The 18,760-nt window shown below is 61.3% G+C and carries 17 protein-coding genes; 5 read left to right on the top strand and 12 right to left on the bottom strand.

Going from position 1 to position 18,760, the window contains the following annotated elements:
* Positions 1-6 precede the first annotated feature (6 nt).
* The 5 genes from HS961_RS21540 to HS961_RS21560 all read left to right on the top strand — a co-directional run bounded on the left by HS961_RS21540 (position 7) and on the right by HS961_RS21560 (position 4,852).
* Positions 7-1,065, top strand: a complete 1,059-nt coding sequence (locus HS961_RS21540) for a cyclase family protein (RefSeq protein ID WP_182325477.1) — start codon at positions 7-9, stop codon at positions 1,063-1,065.
* Positions 1,066-1,140: 75 nt separating this feature from the next.
* Complete coding sequence (locus tag HS961_RS21545) at positions 1,141-1,437, top strand: YciI family protein (RefSeq protein ID WP_182325478.1); 297 nt, start codon at positions 1,141-1,143, stop codon at positions 1,435-1,437.
* 20 nt (positions 1,438-1,457) lie between these two features.
* On the top strand, positions 1,458-2,213 hold the full coding sequence (locus HS961_RS21550) for an SDR family NAD(P)-dependent oxidoreductase (RefSeq protein ID WP_182325479.1): 756 nt from the start codon (positions 1,458-1,460) through the stop codon (positions 2,211-2,213).
* A gap of 77 nt (positions 2,214-2,290) precedes the next feature.
* On the top strand, positions 2,291-3,625 hold the full coding sequence (locus HS961_RS21555; RefSeq protein ID WP_182325480.1) for a short-chain fatty acid transporter: 1,335 nt from the start codon (positions 2,291-2,293) through the stop codon (positions 3,623-3,625).
* Positions 3,626-3,853: 228 nt separating this feature from the next.
* A complete protein-coding gene (locus tag HS961_RS21560; RefSeq protein ID WP_182325481.1) occupies positions 3,854-4,852 on the top strand; it encodes a Bug family tripartite tricarboxylate transporter substrate binding protein in 999 nt (332 codons plus the stop codon).
* Between the two features lie 82 nt (positions 4,853-4,934).
* Here HS961_RS21560 and HS961_RS21565 read toward each other — a convergent pair whose 3' ends face one another.
* The 12 genes from HS961_RS21565 to HS961_RS21620 all read right to left on the bottom strand — a co-directional run bounded on the left by HS961_RS21565 (position 4,935) and on the right by HS961_RS21620 (position 18,517).
* Complete coding sequence (locus HS961_RS21565; RefSeq protein ID WP_182325482.1) at positions 4,935-6,968, bottom strand: PhoX family protein; 2,034 nt, start codon at positions 6,966-6,968, stop codon at positions 4,935-4,937.
* Positions 6,969-7,124: 156 nt separating this feature from the next.
* The gene (locus HS961_RS21570) at positions 7,125-8,006 is read right to left on the bottom strand and encodes a class I SAM-dependent methyltransferase (protein WP_182325483.1); all 882 of its coding nucleotides are present in this window, start codon (positions 8,004-8,006) and stop codon (positions 7,125-7,127) included.
* Positions 8,007-8,011: 5 nt separating this feature from the next.
* Positions 8,012-8,641, bottom strand: a complete 630-nt coding sequence (locus HS961_RS21575; RefSeq protein WP_182325484.1) for a DUF1415 domain-containing protein — start codon at positions 8,639-8,641, stop codon at positions 8,012-8,014.
* 199 nt (positions 8,642-8,840) lie between these two features.
* Positions 8,841-10,055, bottom strand: a complete 1,215-nt coding sequence (locus HS961_RS21580; RefSeq protein ID WP_182325485.1) for a deoxyguanosinetriphosphate triphosphohydrolase — start codon at positions 10,053-10,055, stop codon at positions 8,841-8,843.
* A gap of 10 nt (positions 10,056-10,065) precedes the next feature.
* Positions 10,066-11,175: a 3-dehydroquinate synthase gene (gene aroB, locus HS961_RS21585; RefSeq protein ID WP_182325486.1), complete on the bottom strand. Its 1,110-nt coding sequence runs from the start codon at positions 11,173-11,175 to the stop codon at positions 10,066-10,068.
* Positions 11,176-11,215: 40 nt separating this feature from the next.
* Positions 11,216-11,785, bottom strand: coding sequence for a shikimate kinase (locus tag HS961_RS21590; protein ID WP_182325487.1), 570 nt, complete (start codon positions 11,783-11,785; stop codon positions 11,216-11,218).
* Positions 11,786-11,900: 115 nt separating this feature from the next.
* Positions 11,901-13,463: an Ig domain-containing protein gene (locus tag HS961_RS21595; RefSeq protein ID WP_182325488.1), complete on the bottom strand. Its 1,563-nt coding sequence runs from the start codon at positions 13,461-13,463 to the stop codon at positions 11,901-11,903.
* Between the two features lie 21 nt (positions 13,464-13,484).
* Positions 13,485-15,602, bottom strand: coding sequence for a type IV pilus secretin PilQ (gene pilQ, locus HS961_RS21600; protein ID WP_182325489.1), 2,118 nt, complete (start codon positions 15,600-15,602; stop codon positions 13,485-13,487).
* Complete coding sequence (locus tag HS961_RS21605; RefSeq protein WP_182325490.1) at positions 15,599-16,144, bottom strand: pilus assembly protein PilP; 546 nt, start codon at positions 16,142-16,144, stop codon at positions 15,599-15,601. Before HS961_RS21605 ends, pilQ begins: the two co-directional genes overlap by 4 nt.
* An 8-nt stretch (positions 16,145-16,152) precedes the next feature.
* The gene (locus tag HS961_RS21610) at positions 16,153-16,827 is read right to left on the bottom strand and encodes a type 4a pilus biogenesis protein PilO (protein WP_182325491.1); all 675 of its coding nucleotides are present in this window, start codon (positions 16,825-16,827) and stop codon (positions 16,153-16,155) included.
* Positions 16,828-16,835: 8 nt separating this feature from the next.
* Positions 16,836-17,441 carry a PilN domain-containing protein gene (locus HS961_RS21615; RefSeq protein ID WP_182325492.1) on the bottom strand — a complete coding sequence of 202 codons (606 nt, stop codon included), beginning with the start codon at positions 17,439-17,441 and terminating at the stop codon, positions 16,836-16,838.
* Positions 17,438-18,517 carry a pilus assembly protein PilM gene (locus HS961_RS21620; protein ID WP_238347696.1) on the bottom strand — a complete coding sequence of 360 codons (1,080 nt, stop codon included), beginning with the start codon at positions 18,515-18,517 and terminating at the stop codon, positions 17,438-17,440. Before HS961_RS21620 ends, HS961_RS21615 begins: the two co-directional genes overlap by 4 nt.
* Between the last annotated feature and the right edge of the window lie 243 nt (positions 18,518-18,760).

The raw sequence follows: 18,760 nt of genomic DNA on the forward strand, positions 1-18,760 counted from the left end.
ACAAGCATGTCCGATGCCCATCCACGCTGGAAGCAGCGCCCTGCAGGATCGACCTGGGGCGACTTCGGCCCCGATGACCAACTGGGCCGCCTCAACCTGCTGACGGCCGCCAAGGTGCGCCAAGGCGTTGCCGAGGTACAGGAAGGCCTGCGCTTTTCGCTCAGCCTGCCGCTCGACTACCCCGGCGGCAGCGCCCTCAACCCCAACCGCAAGCCGCCCGTGCTGCGCCCCTTGCAGCGCAAGGGCCTGGTCAACTTCAACTGCCTGCTTGGCGACCTGGAGCCCGGCCGCACCGATGTGCTGTCCGACGACATGGCCGTGCTGTCGCTGCAGTATTCCACCCAGTGGGATGGCCTGGCCCATGCCGGCCAGCTGTTCGATGCCAACGGCGATGGCGTGCCCGAGCCGCTCTACTACAACGGTTTTGCTGCGGGCCGTGATGTGCTGGGGCCGCTGCTGGTCAGCGACACCGGCATGCCCACGGCCGAAAGCAGTGGCAGCACCAGCTGCGCCAAGGCGCTGGGCATCGAGGGCATGGCACAGAACGGCGTGCAAGGCCGGGGCGTGATGATGGACCTGCATGCGCACTACGGCGATGCCCGCAGCCTCATCGGTTACGACGCGTGGATGCGCGTGATCGAGGCCGACCGGCTGGAGATCGAGCCCGGCGACATGCTCTGTCTGCACACCGGCTTTGCCCAGGCCGTGCTGGCGATGCAGAAAAACCCCGACCCGGTGGTGCTGAACAACAGCTGCGCGGTGCTCAATGGCCGCGACGAGAAGCTGCTGCAGTGGATCAGCGACAGCCAGATCGCCGTGATCGCTGCCGACAACTATGCCGTCGAAGCGCACCCCGCCTTGCCCGGTGCCGACTGCTGCGCGGCGCTGCCGCTGCATGAGCACTGCCTGTTCAAGCTGGGCCTGCACCTGGGCGAGCTCTGGCACCTGACGCCACTGGCGCAGTGGCTGCGTGCCCATGGGCGCAGCCGCTTTCTGCTGACCGCCCCGCCGCTGAACCTGCCCGGCGCGATTGCCTCTCCCGTCACCCCGATTGCCACGGTCTGAGACCGGCCTTCAGAGAACCGCTTTACTGCGGCAGCAGCCCCAGGCTTGCCTGCCGCGCCCTACCCCGGAGCCACCATGCCCTACATCATTGAGACTTTCGACAAGCCCGAACATCAGGCCGTGCGCCAGGCCCACCGCCCTGCGCACCTGGACTTTCTGGCCAGCAATTCGGCACTGCTGCTGGCCTGCGGCGCTAAGCTGCAGGACGACGGCAGCGACATGGGCGGTGGCCTTTATGTGGTGGACCTGGACACGCGCGCGGCGGCCCAGGCCTTTATCGAATCCGACCCCTTCTACCAGGCTGCGCTGTTTGCCGAGGTGCGCATCACGCGCTGGCGCAAGGCCTATGTCGCCGGCCAGTGCAGCCTGTGATTTCCTCTTACGAGACCTCTATGTCCAACCCCATCGCATCCACCCCATCGACATCCGCACGCCCCCGCGTGCTCATCACCGGCGGCGGCGCCGGCATTGGTGCAGCCGCCGCGCTGCGCTGCCATGCCGATGGCTATGACCCGGTCATCATCGACCGCCAGATTGACCAGGTGCCGGCGGGCTTTGTCGCCATCCAGGCCGACCTCAGCAGCGCCGAAGACACGGCCCGCGCGCTGAACGAAGCGCTCGCTGGCGGCTCCATTACCCGCCTCGTGAACAACGTCGGCATCGTCGTGCCCAACGATGCTGCGAGCCAGACCCTGGCCGAATTCGACCTCGCCGTATCGCTGAACCTGCGCTGCGCCTTCCAGTGCATGCAGGCCTTGCTGCCCGGCATGCAAGCGGCGGGCTTTGGCCGCATCGTCAACATGTCCTCGCGCGCGGCGCTGGGCAAGGATTTGCGCACCGCTTATGCCGCCACCAAGGCCGGCCTAATAGGGATGACCCGCGTCTGGGCGCTGGAGCTGGGCCAATGGGGCATCACCGCCAATGCGATTGGCCCCGGCCCCATCCGTACCGAGCTGTTTGACAAGGCCAACCCGCCGGGCGCCGAGCGCACGCAAAAGATCATCCAGTCCGTGCCTGTCAAGCGCGTGGGCACGCCTGACGACGTGGCCCATGCCGTCGCCTACATGCTCGACGCGCGCAGCGGTTTTGTCACCGGCCAGACGCTCTATGTCTGCGGCGGCATGACCGTGGGCGTGGCCCCGGTTTAGCGCTTTCCCCCCGGCATGCCCGCCTCCACCACGGGTCTGCCCAGTTTTGATTCATCCACTGATAACAAGAGACATTGATGTCAAAAATCACCGCTTTTTTCACCGAGCTGATGCGCAAGTATCTGCCCGACCCCTTTGTGTTCGCGATCTTGCTCACCTTGCTCACCATGGTGCTGGCCTTTGCCGTGGAGAGCCGGCCCATCAACCTGGTGGTGCAGGACTGGGGCAAGGGCTTTTGGAGCCTGCTGGCCTTTACCACCCAGATGGCGGTGATTCTGGTGATGGGCTATGTGCTGGCCGCCGCGCCGGTGGTGGACCGTTTTCTGAACCGCATCGCGGCCCTGGTGAACACACCGCGCGGCGCCATCATCATGGCCACCGTCGTGGGCTGCGTGGGCAGCTACCTGAACTGGGGTTTTGGTCTGGTGATTGGCGGCATCATGGCCAAGAAGCTGGCTGTGCGCGTCAAGGGCGTGCACTACCCGCTGATCATCGCCTCGGCCTATACGGGCTTTACGATGTACAGCCTGGGGCTGTCGGCCACCATTCCGGTGCTGATCTCCACCAAGGGCCACAGCTTTGAAAAGCAGATGGGCATCATCCCGCTGAGCGAAACCATCTTCTCGCCCCACATCCTGCTGACCGCGCTGGCCGTGCTGATTGTGCTGCCGCTGATCAATGCCGCGATGCACCCCAAAGTCGGCGAGAAAGTCACCGAAATCAGCCCCGAGCTGGCCAGCAACGAAGAGGCCAAGGGCCCATCGGCTGCCAACCTGTTGGGTGATGAAAAGACCTTTGCCGGCCGCCTGAACAACAGCCGCATCCTGAGCGGGCTGATTGGCCTGACCGGCATGGCTTTTGTGGTCATGCACTTCATGCAGAACGGCAGCCTCGATCTGAACATGATCAATTTCTTCATCCTGTTCCTGGGCATCTTGCTGCTGGGCACGCCGATGAAGTACGTGGAAAAGGTCAATGAAGGCGTCAAGACCATTGGCGGCATCATTCTGCAGTTCCCGTTCTACGCCGGCATCATGGCAATCATGCATGCATCGGGCCTGGTCGAATCGATCGCCCATGTGTTCGTCAGCTTCTCTACCGCCCAGACCCTGCCGCTGTGGGGCCTGGTGAGCTCCTTCTTCATCAACTTCTTCGCTCCATCCGGTGGCGGCCACTGGGTGCTGCAGGGCCCCTTCATGATCGAAGCGGCCAAGACCCTGGGCGCATCGCAGGCCCACACTGCCATGTCGGTGATGCTGGGCAATGGCTGGAACGATCTCGTGCAGCCTTTCTGGATCCTGCCAGCGCTGGCGCTGTCCAAGCTCAAACTCAAGGACATCATGGGCTACACCGTGGTCTCGATGTTCGTCGTAGGAGCGATCTATATCGGCTCCTCCCTGTTCTGGCCTTGAACGCCGCCAACACAACCCTTGATACGTCGTTGCCAAGCCTTGTCGTACGTTTGTACTGCCTGCGGCTTGACGCCTAGTCTCAACCGCAAACCTGCGGTTTGCTGGGCCGTGTTAGCGGCTCATAGCCGCAGCGGACCAACCCTTTCATCCCCCTCCGGCTGTCACGCGAGACCTAACAAGCACTGACAAAACAAGTGCCAGCCTTTTCACTTTGCTTTGGAGAAACCCATGAACACCATCCGCCTCAACGCCCGCCGCACCGTGCTGCAAGCCATCGCCGCTGCCAGCCTGGGTGCAGCGCTGATGCCGGCCGCCTATGCGGCTGAGGCCTTCCCCAACAAGCCCATCACCCTGGTCGTGCCCTTTGTCGCCGGTGGCACCACCGACATCCTGGCCCGCATCGTCGGCCAGTCGCTGGGCGAGGAGCTGGGCCAGCCGGTCATCATCGACAACCGCGCCGGTGCCGGCGGCAATATCGGTGGCCAGTTTGCCGCGCGTGCGCCCGCTGATGGCTACACCATCTTCATGGGCACCGTGGGCACCCACGCGATCAATGAATGGCTGTACAAGAAGATGCCTTTCAACCCCACCAAGGACTTTGCACCGCTGACCCGCGTGGCCAATGTTCCCAACCTGCTGGTGGCCAACCCGGCGCAGCCTTTCAAGAACGTCAAGGAGCTGATCAGCTACGCCCAGGCCCACCCCGGCCAGGTGAACTTTGGCTCCTCGGGCAGCGGCAGCTCCATCCACCTGTCGGGTGAGCTGTTCAAGATGATGGCCAAGGTCGACATGGTCCACATCCCCTACAAGGGCAGCGCGCCGGCGGTGACCGACCTGCTGGGCAACCAGATCGCCATCATGTTCGACAACATGCCCTCTGCGATTCAGCATGTGCGTTCTGGCAAGCTGCGCCCGCTGGCGGTGACCACCGCTAAGCGCTCGCCCGAGCTGCCCGATGTGCCGACCATTGCCGAAGCAGGCGTGCCCGGCTACGAGGCCACCTCCTGGTTTGGCCTGTTCGCCCCCACCAAGACGCCCGCCGATGTGCAGGTCAAGTTGCATGCCGCCATCATCAAGGTGTTGCAAAAGCCTGACGTGATCAAAAAAATTGGCGACCAGGGCGGCGAAGTGGTGACCGAATCGCAGGCCGAATTTGGCAAGTTCATCGCTGCTGAAAACGAAAAGTGGAAGCAAGTGGTGAAGACCTCGGGTGCAACCGCAGGCTAATCCACAGCCCAAGCGCAAAGCAAAGCCGCCGATCCTGGAAGCCCAGGACCGGCGGCTTTTTCTATACAGCGTGACTAGCGGATCAGACGCCGATCGGGCCGCCGTCCGCCTTCTGGATCACCACGGTCGAGGAGCGTGGGCGCACCTTGCTATCGGGCGTGCGGGTGGCATCGGCCGTGCCATAGGCGGGCCAGTTCACCGGGTGCTGGATGTTGAGGAAGATGCTGGTGTGGTCAGGGGTATAGGCAAAGCCGGTGATCTCGGCCTCGTTCGGGCCGACAAAGAAGCGGCGCAGCTCGGCCTGGTTGCCGGCATTGATGACCGGGCCGGTGCCCTTGGCATCCTTCAAGGCGCCAGGCACCACGGCCAGCATCTGGTCGTTGGTGGCTTTGGCAACGGCGTTGTTGCGGCCACCATCGATGCCGTTGTCGGTTTGGATCCACAGAATGCCGCGGTCATCGAAAGCAATGCCATCGGGGCTGGCGAGCTGGTTCAGCTCGGTCAGGCCCGAGCGGTTGGTGTCAGCGTTGGAGGCGGCATCCGAGCCAAAGACAAAGATGTCCCAACGGAAGGTGTTGGCACCGGCATCGTCGTGCCAGCGGACGATATGGCCGTTGACGTTGTTCAGGCGCGGGTTGGCTGCATTGGTGCCACGCTCGGCATTGCGGCTGGTGTTGTTGGTCAAGGTCAGGTAGACATCGCCATTGCTGGGGTGCACAGCGGTCCACTCAGGGCGGTCCATCGGCGTGGCACCCACAAAGTCTGCTGCGCCACGGGTGTTGATCAGGATCGCATCGATATTTCCAAAGGCCTCGCCCAGGCTGCGGCCGTCCTTGCCCTTGGTGGCGGGGGTCAGCGCCAGCCATTCGCCCTTGCCTTCGGCATCAAAGCGCGCCACGTACAAGGTGCCCTTGTCCAGGTACTTGTTGCCCACGGCGATGCGGTCGCTGCGCGCGGCATCCTTGGGGTCCCACAGCGCTTCGGACACAAAGCGGTAGATGTACTCAAAGCGGGAATCATCGCCGCTGTAGAAGGCCAGTGGCTTGCCCGCGACCGGGATGCCGTAGGCAGCGCCCTCGTGGGCAAAGCGGCCCATGGCGGTGCGCTTGGTCGCCGTGCTGCTGGGGTCGTAGGGGTCGATCTCGACCAGGTAGCCAAAGCCGTTGACCTCGTTGCGCCAGTCCTGCAGGCCATCGGCGCCAGTGGCGGTGATGTTGAAGCGGGCAAATTCACCTTGCTGCTCGCTCGCATCGCCGGCGGCCGTTTCCCACTGGTAGCGGCCCAGCTTGGCCTGCACGCCCACCCGCTTTTGCGCGGCGGTTTGCTCGCCGGTGTTGACAAAGCAGGCGGCCCAGTTTTCTTCGGCCGTGATGTACGTGCCCCAAGGGGTGGTGCCATTGCCGCAGTTGTTGTTGGTGCCGCGCACCTGGCTGCCCGTGGTGGAAAACGGCGTCTTGACCCAATCGGTTCCTGCGACCGGACCGGACAGGTTCATCGGCGTGGCCGAGGTGAAGCGGCGGTTGTAGCGCGAGTTCTGGATGATCTCCCACTTGCTGCCCTCCTTGCGAACATGCATCACAGCGACGCCATGGGCATTGACCTCTTTGCGCACTTCTTCTGCGGGGCGCTTGCCATCGACCGAGGTGGGGCCGTTCGGGTGCAAAGCCTTTTCGTCGATGTACTCGTGGTTGACGACCAGCAGGCCTTCGCTGGAGCTGCCGGCCAGCGGGAAGTAGTGCATGCCGTCATGGTGCATGCCGGTGGAGTGCAGCAGGTCTTGCGAGGTGTTGCGGCCTTCATTGCTCCAGGGTGCTGCCTGGTCGTTGAGCGGCGTGCCCCAGGCACCGATGACCGAGGCCACATAGCCTGCGGGCACCACGCAGGCATCCGTCATCGAATTGGGCAGCGAGGCAAAGCCCAGCTTGACGGCCTTGTCGTCATCGCCATCACTGCCGCCACCGCAGGCAGAGATGCTGGCACCGGCAAACAGCGCCAGGGCCGAGCCCAGGCTGCCGCGCATCACCAGACGGCGCGACATATTCGCTTCAAGAATGGTGCTGAAAGGGGTGTTGCCATCCGTGTTACGGACGACTTTGTCGGAAATGGATTTGCTCATCGCTTCGACTCTCCAGATTATTGAACCACCGTAGGGAAGGCCCAGTCTAGAAAGCAGCGATGCGATTTTTGTGAATCTCCGATGACGTCACGCCTCTGTCATGGACGCGATAAGTTTGTGCGTTATAAGGCGCGCCACGCCCGCACAAACTGCGAATCAATCCAAGCGGTAGCGGTGTTGCAAAGACTGGTCCAGACCGAATTCGACCAGCAGCTGCTGCAGCCGCTCGGCCGCCGCGCGTTTTTTCTGGCCGGTGTATTTGGCGAGGATCAGCTCGTTCTTCATGCTGTGCTCCCAGCCGACCAGCTCGGTCACAGTGACCTGGTAGCCCTGGCTTTCCAGGTAGAGGCAGCGCAGCACATTGGTGATCTGGCTGCCCATTTCGCGGGTGTGGATGGGGTGGCGCCACAGCTCGGCCAAGGGGGTGCGCGCGAGGTTCATAGCCTTGTTTTGGCGCAGACAGGCCGCCACCTCAGCTTGGCAGCAAGGCACCAGCACCATGGCGCGGGCCCGCTTTTCCAGACCAAAGGCGATGGCATCATCGGTGGCGGTATCGCAGGCATGCAGCGCAGTGACCACATCAAAGCGCTCGGGCACGGCATCGGTTCGGGTGGAATCGGCGACCGACATGTTGAGGAACGACATGCGGTCAAAACCCAGATCGGCCGCCAGCTGCTGCGAGGCCTCGACCAGCGGCGCACGGGTTTCGATACCGTAGATATGACCACGGCCCAGGTTCTTGAAGAACAGGTCGTAGAGGATAAAACCCAGGTAGGACTTGCCGGCGCCATGGTCGGCGAGGCTGACCGGGTGGTCCTGCGCAGCCAGCTCGGTCAGCAAGGGCTCGATGAACTGGTAGAGGTGGTAGACCTGCTTGAGCTTGCGGCGCGAATCCTGGTTGAGCTTGCCATCGCGCGTGAGAATGTGCAGCGCCTTGAGCAGGTCGATCGACTGGCCGGGCTTGAGCTCCAGCTGCTGAGCGACATCGGGGGCGGCGGGCTTGGGGGTGCTACGCCCTGCGGCGCGCGGTGCTTTCATCGTCTTCATTCCTTGGCCTTGTCGCCAGCAGCGGCTTGGTGTGGGAAGGGGCAACGCGGGCCCACGCCCAGGTCCAGCCAGCCTTCGAGGCCCAGCGCATCCAGCGTTTCCATGTTCTTTTCGTAGATCGCATCCGCTTCGGGGAAGGCTTCTACCGCCTTGTCGATGCTTTCTTCGCGCAGCAGGTGCAGGATGGGGTATGGCGCGCGGTTGGTGCAGTTGGTCACATCATCGACGGTGGTGCCCTCGAACTGGAACAGCGGGTGGAACGAGGCCACCTGCAAGATGCCGCCCAGGTCCAGCTCATCGATCATTTCGTCGGCGATTTCGAGGAAATCATTGAAATCCAGAAAGTCATGCAGCGCCTGCGGCAGGATCAGCAAGGTGGTATCGCGCTTGTCCGGGTTGGCTTCCGCCAGCGCTTCCAGCTCGCGGTGCAGATCATGCGCCACCGTTTCGGCATCCTGCGCATCGCTCACCACATAGTGGATCTGGTCCTTGACATGCACGCCCTTGGCAAAGGGGCAGAGGTTCAAGCCGATAACGGCCTTTTCCAGCCAGTTCACGGTGTCGGCAATCACCATCTCGTGCAGGGGCTCATCCGCAGACGCGGGCGCAGCATGGGTATCGGTCATCGTGGGGCTTTCTGGTGGAGTTATCGGTGGCCAGCGTGGGCGGTCTGCGGGCCCTTACCCTGCAAAGGGGTGGGCGCTGGGCGCCATGGCGGCGCGGGGCCACGGGCGGGCAGAGGCTGACGCTGGGCCTGCCATTGTAGCGAGGCTGGCTTGGCCAGTGCCTGCGCTAAGCCATGTAGGCAATGCAGAAGCCCGGTATTCAGGGAACGAGGACGCGTTGGCCCGTCAGGCGCTCATGCTCCCGCAGTGCATAGCGGTCTGTCATGCCGGCGATGAAATCGGCCACCACCCGGGCACAAGCGACGGGCTCCAGACCGGCAGCACGGCTGGCATAGCGCGGCTTCATCTGGGCCGGGTCGGCCAGGTAGATGGCAAACAGCTCGCGCACAACGACCTTGGCCTGGTCCGTGGTCCGCACTACCTGCGGATGGCGGTACAGATTCTTGAACAAAAAACGTTTGAGCTCGGCCGACTCCGCCGCCATCGTGCTGCTGAAACCGACCAAAGCGGGCAGCTGGCGCACGGCATCCACATCGGCTGGCTGCGCAGCCTGCAAGCCGGCGCTGGTGTGGCGGATCACGTCGTAAATCTGCTCGCTGAGCATGCGGCGCGTGGCCTCGTACAGCCATTTGCGCCGCCACTGCGGCTCTTGCAGCTGCGGGTATTCGGCCAGCGCTTGCTGCGCATAGCGGGCAAACAGCGGTATCTCCAGCAACTGTTCCAGGCTGATGAGGCCCGAGCGCACGCCGTCATCGGCATCGTGGGCGTTGTAGGCAATCTCATCGGCCAGATTGGCCAGCTGGGCTTCCAAGCCGGGTTGCCGGCCCAGCAGAAAACGCTGACCTACGCCGCCGGGCTCGCGCTGCTCCAGCAGCCGGGCATGCCGGGCGGAGCAGTGTTTGAGGATTCCTTCGCGGGTCTCAAAGCAGAGATTCAGACCGCTGTAATCGGGGTAGCGTTCTTCCAGCGTATCGACCACACGCAGGCTCTGCATATTGTGCTCAAAGCCGCCAAAGTCCTGCATGCAGTCATTGAGCACATCCTGGCCTGCATGGCCAAAGGGCGTGTGGCCTAGATCGTGCGCGAGGCAGATGGCTTCGGTCAGGTCTTCATTGATGCGCAGCGCCCGGGCCACCGAGCGGCCCAGCTGCGCCACCTCGATGGAATGCGTGAGGCGGGTGCGGAACAGGTCGCCCTCGTGGTTCAAAAAGACCTGGGTTTTGTAAACCAAGCGGCGAAACGCGGTGGAGTGAACAATCCGGTCACGGTCACGCTGGAAGGCGCTGCGCGTGGGCGCCGCCTCTTGTGCATGCAGACGGCCCTGGCTGCGGTGCGAGAAGCAGGCATAGGGCGCGAGGCCCAGCTCGGTCCAGATCTGCTGGGGCTCGGCCGGCTGCATCAAGGGCGCATGCATGTCCATGCCATCAGGCCTGCGCAGGCTCGGCGCAGCAAAGGTCGATGACCTCGCGTACCAGTGCATCCGGCGCCTCGCGCACCACGGCCTTGCCGGGTCCATCGATCAGCACAAAGCGGATCGCACCGGCCTGGGATTTCTTGTCGTGCCGCATCAGTTCCAGGTAGCGACCGGCGTTGTCATCGGCATCCAAAATGGCGCCGCGCACTGGCAGGCCCGCACGGGCAATCAGCTGGCGCAGGCGCTGCACAAAAGCGGCATCCACCAGGCCCAGACGCTGGGACAGCTCGGCGGCCATCACCATGCCGGCCCCCACGCCTTCGCCATGCAACCAGACGCCGTAGCCCATGCCGGCCTCGATCGCATGGCCAAAGGTATGGCCAAAATTCAGAATGGCGCGCAGGTCTGCCTCGCGCTCGTCCTTGGACACCACATCGGCCTTGATCTCACAGCTGCGGCGCACGGCATGGGCCAGCGCCCGCTTGTCGCCGGCGATCAGCGCAGGCATCTCGGCCTCCAGCCAATCCATAAACGCCATATCGGCAATCGGGCCGTACTTGATAACTTCGGCCAGGCCGGCGCTCAACTCGCGCGCGGGCAAGGTGTCAAAGCTGTCCAGGTCACAGACCACCAGCTGCGGCTGGTAGAAGGCGCCGATCATGTTCTTGCCCAGCGGATGGTTGATGCCGGTTTTGCCGCCGACAGAAGAATCCACCTGCGACAGCAAGGTGGTGGGCACCTGCACAAAGGGCACGCCGCGCATAAAGCTGGCAGCGGCAAAGCCGGTCATATCGCCGACAACCCCGCCACCCAGCGCAAACAGCACTGTTTTGCGATCGGCGCCGTTGTGCATCAGCGCATCAAAAATGCCTTGCAAGGTCGTCCAGTTTTTGTGCGCCTCACCATCAGGCAACACCACCAGTTCCACCTTGGGGTAGTGGGGTGCCAGCGCGGCCTGCAGCTGACGGGCGTAGAGCGGCGCCACCGTGTCGTTGCTGACGATCAGCGCCTGCGAGGCCTTGGGGCAATGCGCGAATGTCTCCGCTTGGGCGAGCAAGCCAGATGCAATCAGGATGGGGTAGGAGCGGTCGCCCAGATCAATATGAACAGTGTCGGTCACAGGTGTTTGCGTCGGGAAGTTGTACGGTGTCGCCGGCCTATTATCGGGGACTTGCTGCAGAGCCTGCGCTTGTAGGCGATAGCTCCGGCACCAGGCCAGCCAGCTCGGCCTGCATGCTGACCTTGCGCATGACCTGGCCGGTGCCGCAGCGCAAGGTGTCGATGCGGTAGTGCGCCGTCTCTTCATACAAGGCGGCGCGTACGGCCAGCAGGTCCTTGAGGCGCTTGAGCGTGTCATCGCCTTGCAGCAGGGGGCGGCCGGTATCGTTGCGCAGGCGCCGGGCGATGTCTTCCGGGCTGGATTGCAGGTAAAACACCGTTGTGTGGGCATGCAGCACCGCGCGGTTCTCGGGCCGCAGCACCGCACCGCCACCAGTGGACAGAATGCAGGCCCGCTCACGTGTCGCCAAGGTCGCAATCACCTGGGCCTCCACATCGCGGAAGGCCTGCTCGCCATGGGCCGAGAAATACTCCTTGATCGAGCAGCCCAGCTGCGCCTCGATCACATGGTCGGAGTCAACAAAATCCACACCCCAAAGGCGTGCCAGCTGCCGACCAATGGTGGATTTCCCACTGCCGGGCAGCCCAATCAAACACACGGAAGGTGCCATCGCGCTACATCCTGAAAACGGACTGCACATGATAGCGGCAATGGCGGGCATAAAAAAACCTCCGGCGCGCCGGAGGTTTTTTGGGCTAGACCCTGGTAGGTCTACAGCTGATTGATCACGGCGTCGTTTCGGGCGTCGTTGGTGTAGCTGGTGTGCAAGTGTCCTCAGTGTCCGTGATGCGGAAGGTCACTTCGCGGGTCACCGAGTTGGCCGAGTTCTTCGCAGTCACAAACATGCGGTAGGTCGCTACTTGCGCGCAGGTCAGTGGCGAGCCGGAGGCAACACGGCCGGTCGAGCCTTGGCCCACCAATTGCATCCAAGCAGGTGCACCTTCCAGAACCCAAGTCACATTGTCACCAGTGGCTGAGAAGGAGTAGGTGTAAGAGGTACCTACATCCATCGATGCGATTTCGCAAGGCGATGCCGACGAACCGGTACAACCGTTAATGGTGAAGGCAACAGGATTGTCAGGCAGGTTGCCCACAATGGTCAGCACCAAGGTCTGGCGCGTGGTGGCGCCATTGGCGTCACGCACATTGAGCACCACGGTGTACTGGCCAGGGCCCTTGACATTCGGCGTACCCGAGATGAGGCCATCGGAGCTCAGACGCAAACCGGTGGGCAGAATCGAGGTCGTAGACCACAGGAACGGAGCCACACCACCTTCAGCAATCAAAGCATGAACATAAGGCTCAGCGTTCTGAACGGTCTGCGCCAATTCCGATTCGGGAATGCTCAGCGGGGTGGACGCAATCGCATGCACAACAGGAATCACAGCGTATTGCGTGATGGGATCCTGAATACCGTTGGACACATCGTTGTCAGCGCGGTCCACGGTCAAACGCAGCAACAGGGAGCCAGATGCTGGGCCGCTGGCTACCGAGAACTGACCCACACCGTTGACGGTATTGATCTGCATGGAGCCGCCGTTGGTCTGGCCGTTGGCCAACAGCTTGGCGCCATCGGAGGCGGCGTTGGGCACAATGCTGACCTGCAGGTTAGCATTTCCGGCGCTGCTTACTGGCTGGTCATTGTCGTTTTTGAGGATAGCCTGCACCACCACGCTGTTGGGGATGTTATTCAGGTTGTCACGCGAGCCGACATAGGCGGTCTGCTTGGTCAAGGTGACCGTTGCAGGCGTTGCCGTGCTGCCGCCGCCTACCTTGATGGTCGCACGGTCAGTGTAGACCTTGCTGTCGCGCGGATCAGTCACGCTGCACTGCACGGCTACTTCACCGGCGATGTCGTGCGAGATGATGTGGAAGGAAGCACCACCGGCATTGGATCCCAGGGTGATGCTGCGGTAGGAGCCTGGCACTTTGACCGTCTCGCCATTGATGGTGACATCCTGCGTGTGGGCGTCATCACCATCCAGGTAATACAGACCACCGGAGTCCAGTCCGGAGGTGATGTTGCAGGAGAAGGCACCATCCGCCTGGTTAGGAATGGGGCTGCCGCCCGCATTGGCCTGGATGTAGAGGGTGGACATATAGGGGTAGTAGTCGCCATTCCCATAGCCCGGCAAGCTCGCAGCCACATTCACCGGCACCGTTGTCTTGGCGGCCGTCAGCTTGATGCTGTACTGCAGCTGCGACTCACCGCCGCTGCCACCACCACCACCGCAGGCCGCCAACAACAGCGGCGCAACCAGCACCAAGGGCTTCAACAAATTTCTCATAACTCTCCCTGTCTATCTTAATTAACGCATTTCACCGCGGTCAGAAATCATCTTCGGCGTAATGAACACCAGCATTTCGCGCTTTTCCGATTCTCGAACATTGCTCTTGAACAGGTTGCCCAGCACTGGGACATCGCCCAACAAAGGAATTTTATTGGTGGTCGATGTCTCCGAAAGCTCGAAAATGCCGCCAATCACCACGGTCCCGCCATTCTCCACCAAGACCTGGGTCTTGATGTGCTTCGTATCGATGGCCGGACCTGCTGTCGTATTGGCACCTTGGGAATCCTTGGAGACATCCAGGTCCAAAATGATGCTGCCTTCGGGCGTGATTTGGGGCACCACTTCCAGCTTCAGCACCGCTTTCTTGAATTCGACGGTAGTGGCACCATTCTGGGCCGAGCTAGAGTAAGGAATTTCCGTGCCCTGTTCGATCAGCGCCTTGGTCTGGTCCGCTGTAATCAGGCGCGGACTCGAGACAATCTTCCCCTTGCCGTCCGCTTCCATCGCCGACAACTCCAACGCCAAGAAACGATTGGCGGCTGAGTTGAAAATGGACAGTGCAAAGGAGCCACTGCCGCCACCGGTGGAAAGCACCGCAGGCAAATTGACAAAATTGCCGGTAGAGGTGTTGGTACCACCCATACCCGTGGTGCCCACCGCATTGTCATAACTGGTGCCAAAGCCCACCCGGTTGCCACCGCCGACGCTGTAGCCGCCATCGCCGCCACTGGCAGCGCGCATGTCACCGCCACCCAGACGCACACCCAGTGCACGACCAAAAGTATCTCGGGCCTCGACAATCCGCGCTTCGATCAGCACCTGGCGCACAGGGATGTCCAAGGTCACCAACAAGCGTCGCAGTTCCTCCAGCTTGGCAGGAATATCCGTCACAAACAACTGGTTGGTACGGGGCTCAGCAATGGCCGACCCGCGCGCCGTCAGAAAGCGACTTTGGGTGCCGCCAGTACCACCACCGCTACCAGAAGTGGTCGTAATCTGCTTGAGCAGCTCCGTCGCCTTGGCGTAGTTGAGCTGGAAAGCCTGGGTTTGCAGAGGGACCTTTTCCTCGAGCTTGGCAACCGCATCGAAGTCCTTCTGGATGCGTTCGTCAATTTCGTCTTTGGGCGCAATCCACAGCACGGTGCCGGACTTGCGCATGCCCAAACCCTTCGCGTCCAGAATGATCTGCAAGGCCTGGTCCCAGGGAACATCCTTCAATCGCAAGGTCAGCGCACCATTGACGGTGTCTGAAGTGACGATATTGAAGTTGGTGAAATCTGCAATCACCTGCAAGAGGGAGCGCACCTCGATGTTCTGGAAGCTCAGCGAAAGCTTTTCGCCGGTGAAGCTACCGGAAGATCCCAGCTTGTTCGGGTCGGTCTTGCGCTGGCGCACTTCGACCACAAACTGGTTGTCGCTCTGGTAGGCGCTGTGCTCCCACTCACCGGTATTTTTCAGCTGCACAAAGACGGTGCTGCCGGCTTGGCGCGCCGAGATCATGCCGACGGGCGTGCCGAAGTCGGCCACATCCAGCTTGCGGCGCAGGGCTTCAGGCAGCAAGGTGTGCTGCAGCTCCAAGGTCAGGCCATCGCCCTGTTTGGAGATATTCACGCCCACCTTGTTATTGGGCAAGCTGATGACCAAACGCCCTGCCCCATCGGAGCCCCGGCGGAAATCCAGGTCGGACAGGGGCTGCGAATAGTTGTTGCCATCTTCGGCAAACTGCGTGTTTTGCGCATTGGCGCTAGGCACGGCCTTGGCGGCAGGCTCCAGCGCCACCAGCAGGTCACTGCCGCTGATCTCGGTCTTGTAGCTGGTGCTTTCCTTCAGGTTCAGCACCACACGGGCCTTGGTGTCGGTTTCCACAACATTCAAGGAGCGCAGATTGCCCTGGTTGAGCTCCACCCGATTGCTCGGCATGGCGCTTTTGAATCCTGGCAGGTCCAGCACCACGCGTGCGGGCGATTGGATGCTGAAGGTCTCGGGCAAGACCAGCGGCGCGCCGTCAGTCTCGATCTTGACCAGCTCAACGCCATCACGCACCAGGGTCGACACCTTGTTGATACGCCCTTGCGCCAGCGCCCAGGATGGCAGCAGCATGGCCATCAAAGGGATTAGTACGCTGAATTTCTTCATTTTTTGGCCTCCTGCAGCTCAAGCACTGCATCTCTCTCTATCCATTCACCCACACCATCTTGCACAATCTCCCGCAGGGTGATCGCGCTGTCGCTGATGCTTTTTATCTTTCCGTAGTTCTGGCCCATGTACATGCCTTTGCTGACCTGGTAGATCAGGCTATCGGCTTTGACCAGGGCGACGTCCTGCGCGCCTTTTTTCAAGAAGCCCACCATGGAAATGGTGTCGAGCGGCAAGGACTCCAGCTGCTCTTTGCGCCGTGCCCGCTCAGGCGCCACCAGCGCGTCGGAGATGGTCGCAGGCGCACTCGCACTGCCGCCCAACAACGCGGCCAAGCGCTCCTTGCTGAACGGGTCGAGCGTGGCACTGGCCAGGTAGCCCTGTGGCACAAACTCCTTGGGTGCTGTGATTGGCTTGACCGAAGGGCGGGTGCTCGCCTGCTCCTGCTGCATCCACTGCTGCAGGTCATCGCCTTCGTCGCTGCAGGCTGCGAGCAGCGACACCGCCAGCGCAGCCCCTATCCATTTAGACAAAGTATGCATATCCCACCCTACTTCTTCCCTTTTTGTTTGGACTTCGCAGCTTGCTGCTCTTGGAGTTCTTGCGGATCCAAATAGCGGAAGGTTCTGGCGGTGGCATTCAAAGCCAACGTAGCGCTGTCCTTGTTGGCCGGCGCCAAAGCGATATTGTTCAAAGTCACGATCCGCGAAAGGTTAGCCACGTCCGCCGCAAAAAAGCCGATGTCGTGGTACTTGCCATTGACCTTCAAGGTAATCGGCAACTCGGCGTAGTAGTCCCTCACCACCGTCTGGCCTGGCTTGAACAGGTCAAACTGCAGGCTGCGGCCAATGCCCGCCTGGTTGATATCGGATAGCAGGGCCGCCATTTCCGCCTTGCTGGGAAGCTGCTTCTCCAGCTGGGTCACGTACTGCAAGACCTGTTCACGCTGTTTGCGCAGTGCATCCAGATTGACTGCCTTGCGCATGCGCGTCTTGTAGTCCTCCTTGAGCTTGAGCTCTTGCGCCTGCGAAGCGGTCAGCTCATCTTCAAAGTTGCTCAAATAGGCATACCAGCCCAAGCCAATCACTAAGGCTGCAATAAAAACCAAAAGGACTGCACGCGGTGCAGCCGGCCAAACCGATGGATCCTTGGGGTCCAGGTTCTGAAATTGGCGCTGAAAGCCTTTCAGCGCCTCTCCCGCTTGTATGTTCTTTTTCGTTGCCATGGTCGCCCTTACTTTTTCAGACCTTGCGCGTTGTTGGCCTGCTGCTCCACATCGCTGGAGCGCACCAGTCCAAAACGCAGGTTGAATCCCGCGACCCGTTTTCTCTCCTTGGCATTGATCTGGGTGGTCGTACCGACCACCTCGACCAGCTCGGGCTTGGACAGCCAGGGCGTCTTGGTCGCCAGGCTGTTGAGCAGTTCGGACACGCGCTCGTTCGATTGGGCAATGCCCTGGATCTGCACGGTCTGCTCTTGCTGCTTGAGGCTCTCGATATAGACGCCATCGGGCAGCTGCAGCACCAGCTCATTGAGCAAATGCACCGGCAGGTTGCGGTCGGACTGCAAGTCCTCCACGGCCTTTTGCCGCGCCTTCAGCGCGGCAATCTCTGCGTCGATCTTGGCCACATCGGCGATCTTCACATCCAGCGCCTTGATCTCACGGGTCAGCAGCGCGTTGCGCCCCGCCTGCAGGTCAATCTTGTACTGGTAGAACATGTAGACAGCGCCACAGGCCAACGCACCCACCAGGGCAGCGGCCACCATCGATGCCTGGAAACTCTCTTTGCGCTTTTTGCGCGCCGCTTCGCGGTGCGGAAGCAGATTGATCAAGATCATGCTGCATACCTCCGCAGCGCCAGACCACAGGCCGTAAGATAGGTGGTGAAGTCCTTGCTTTTGCTGCGCGAGCGCACCGCCGCATCCATCACCATGTCTTCAAACGGATTGGCGGCCGACGCGGCAAAGCCGGTGGCATCAATCACGGCATCTGTCAGGCCGCTGAGCACGGCCGAGCCGCCGGCCAGCAGGATGTGGTCAATGCGGTTGTGCGGGGTGCTGGTGAAGAAGAACTGCAAAGCGCGGTTGATCTCCTGCCCGATGCTTTCCACAAAGGGGCGCAGCACCACTTGCTTGTAGTCTGCGGGGAGGTCATTGCCGCGCTTTTTCTGCTCGGCTTCTTCTTGCGAGAAGCCATACTGGCGCATGATCATCTGGGTGAGCTGACCGCCATTGAAGGACTGGTCACGCTCATAGATCACCTGATTGTTGTGGATGATCTGCAGGAAAGACGCACTGCCGCCAATCTCGAAGATGGCGATAAATGCGTCCTTGCCCTTGCTGGGCATATTACCGATCAGGCGCCGTGCTGCCAGTGCCGTGGCATTGGATTCGATCTCCAGCACCACCGGCTTGAGTCCAGCCGCCTCGGCCAGACCTTGGCGGTCTTGCACGGTTTCCTTGCGCGCGGCCGCGATCAGCACATCGACATCGCCTACCGAGTTGGCAGAGGGGCCGATAACGTAGAAGTCCAAGTTCACCTCGTCGAGGGAAAATGGTATGTATTGGTTAGCTTCTGATTCAACTTGAAACTCCATCTCCAGCTCCGAGAGCCCCGATGGCAGCACGATTTTCTTTTGAATCACGGCGGAAAGCGGCAAAGCCAGCGCTGCTTGCTTGGTGCGCGTCCCACTTTTTTTGACCAGGCGGCGCAAGGAATCGGCCACCTCGTCAAAGCGCTCAATGCCTGACTCAGTCACCCAGCCAGGCTCCAGCAGCTCTTGTGCACAGCGCTCAACAATGTATTGACCGCTGCCACTCCTCCCCAGTTCTACCAACTTGATGCTCGACGCGCTCACATCTATCCCCAAGAGGCTAGACGGCTGGCGTCGGAACAAAGATCCCATTGAGACCAAGATGGGCTCCTCCCTAATTTGCTCTATATTGAGCTACAAAACTTAACACCCCCTATGAATGCTATCAGCAAGATAGTCGTGCAGCAAAGAACCGCCTGCACCCAGAGCCAATTCGTTGTCAAAACAATACGATACAAGGGATACATTGGACGCAGCATGACATTTGTCACAAGCTAAATCAAAACCGGCGCGAACCCCATGCAAAGCGGCCGCGTGATAGCATCCGCTGCTTATGCAAGCTCC

This window comes from Comamonas piscis, from assembly GCF_014109725.1.
Lineage (GTDB): Bacteria > Pseudomonadota > Gammaproteobacteria > Burkholderiales > Burkholderiaceae_C > Comamonas > Comamonas piscis.

Bases quoted from the DNA above. Each gene is read 5' to 3' on its own strand.
- HS961_RS21555 (WP_182325480.1), top strand. From the start codon at position 2,291: ATGTCAAAAATCACCGCTTTTTTCACCGAGCTGATGCGCAAGTATCTG.
- HS961_RS21570 (WP_182325483.1), bottom strand. From the start codon at position 8,006: ATGAAAGCACCGCGCGCCGCAGGGCGTAGCACCCCCAAGCCCGCCGCC.
- HS961_RS21540 (WP_182325477.1), top strand. From the start codon at position 7: ATGTCCGATGCCCATCCACGCTGGAAGCAGCGCCCTGCAGGATCGACC.
- HS961_RS21590 (WP_182325487.1), bottom strand. From the start codon at position 11,785: ATGGCACCTTCCGTGTGTTTGATTGGGCTGCCCGGCAGTGGGAAATCC.
- HS961_RS21545 (WP_182325478.1), top strand. From the start codon at position 1,141: ATGCCCTACATCATTGAGACTTTCGACAAGCCCGAACATCAGGCCGTG.
- HS961_RS21580 (WP_182325485.1), bottom strand. From the start codon at position 10,055: ATGCATGCGCCCTTGATGCAGCCGGCCGAGCCCCAGCAGATCTGGACC.
- HS961_RS21615 (WP_182325492.1), bottom strand. From the start codon at position 17,441: ATGATCTTGATCAATCTGCTTCCGCACCGCGAAGCGGCGCGCAAAAAG.
- HS961_RS21610 (WP_182325491.1), bottom strand. From the start codon at position 16,827: ATGGCAACGAAAAAGAACATACAAGCGGGAGAGGCGCTGAAAGGCTTT.
- HS961_RS21565 (WP_182325482.1), bottom strand. From the start codon at position 6,968: ATGAGCAAATCCATTTCCGACAAAGTCGTCCGTAACACGGATGGCAAC.
- HS961_RS21605 (WP_182325490.1), bottom strand. From the start codon at position 16,144: ATGCATACTTTGTCTAAATGGATAGGGGCTGCGCTGGCGGTGTCGCTG.
- HS961_RS21575 (WP_182325484.1), bottom strand. From the start codon at position 8,641: ATGACCGATACCCATGCTGCGCCCGCGTCTGCGGATGAGCCCCTGCAC.
- HS961_RS21560 (WP_182325481.1), top strand. From the start codon at position 3,854: ATGAACACCATCCGCCTCAACGCCCGCCGCACCGTGCTGCAAGCCATC.
- HS961_RS21550 (WP_182325479.1), top strand. From the start codon at position 1,458: ATGTCCAACCCCATCGCATCCACCCCATCGACATCCGCACGCCCCCGC.
- pilQ (WP_182325489.1), bottom strand. From the start codon at position 15,602: ATGAAGAAATTCAGCGTACTAATCCCTTTGATGGCCATGCTGCTGCCA.
- HS961_RS21595 (WP_182325488.1), bottom strand. From the start codon at position 13,463: ATGAGAAATTTGTTGAAGCCCTTGGTGCTGGTTGCGCCGCTGTTGTTG.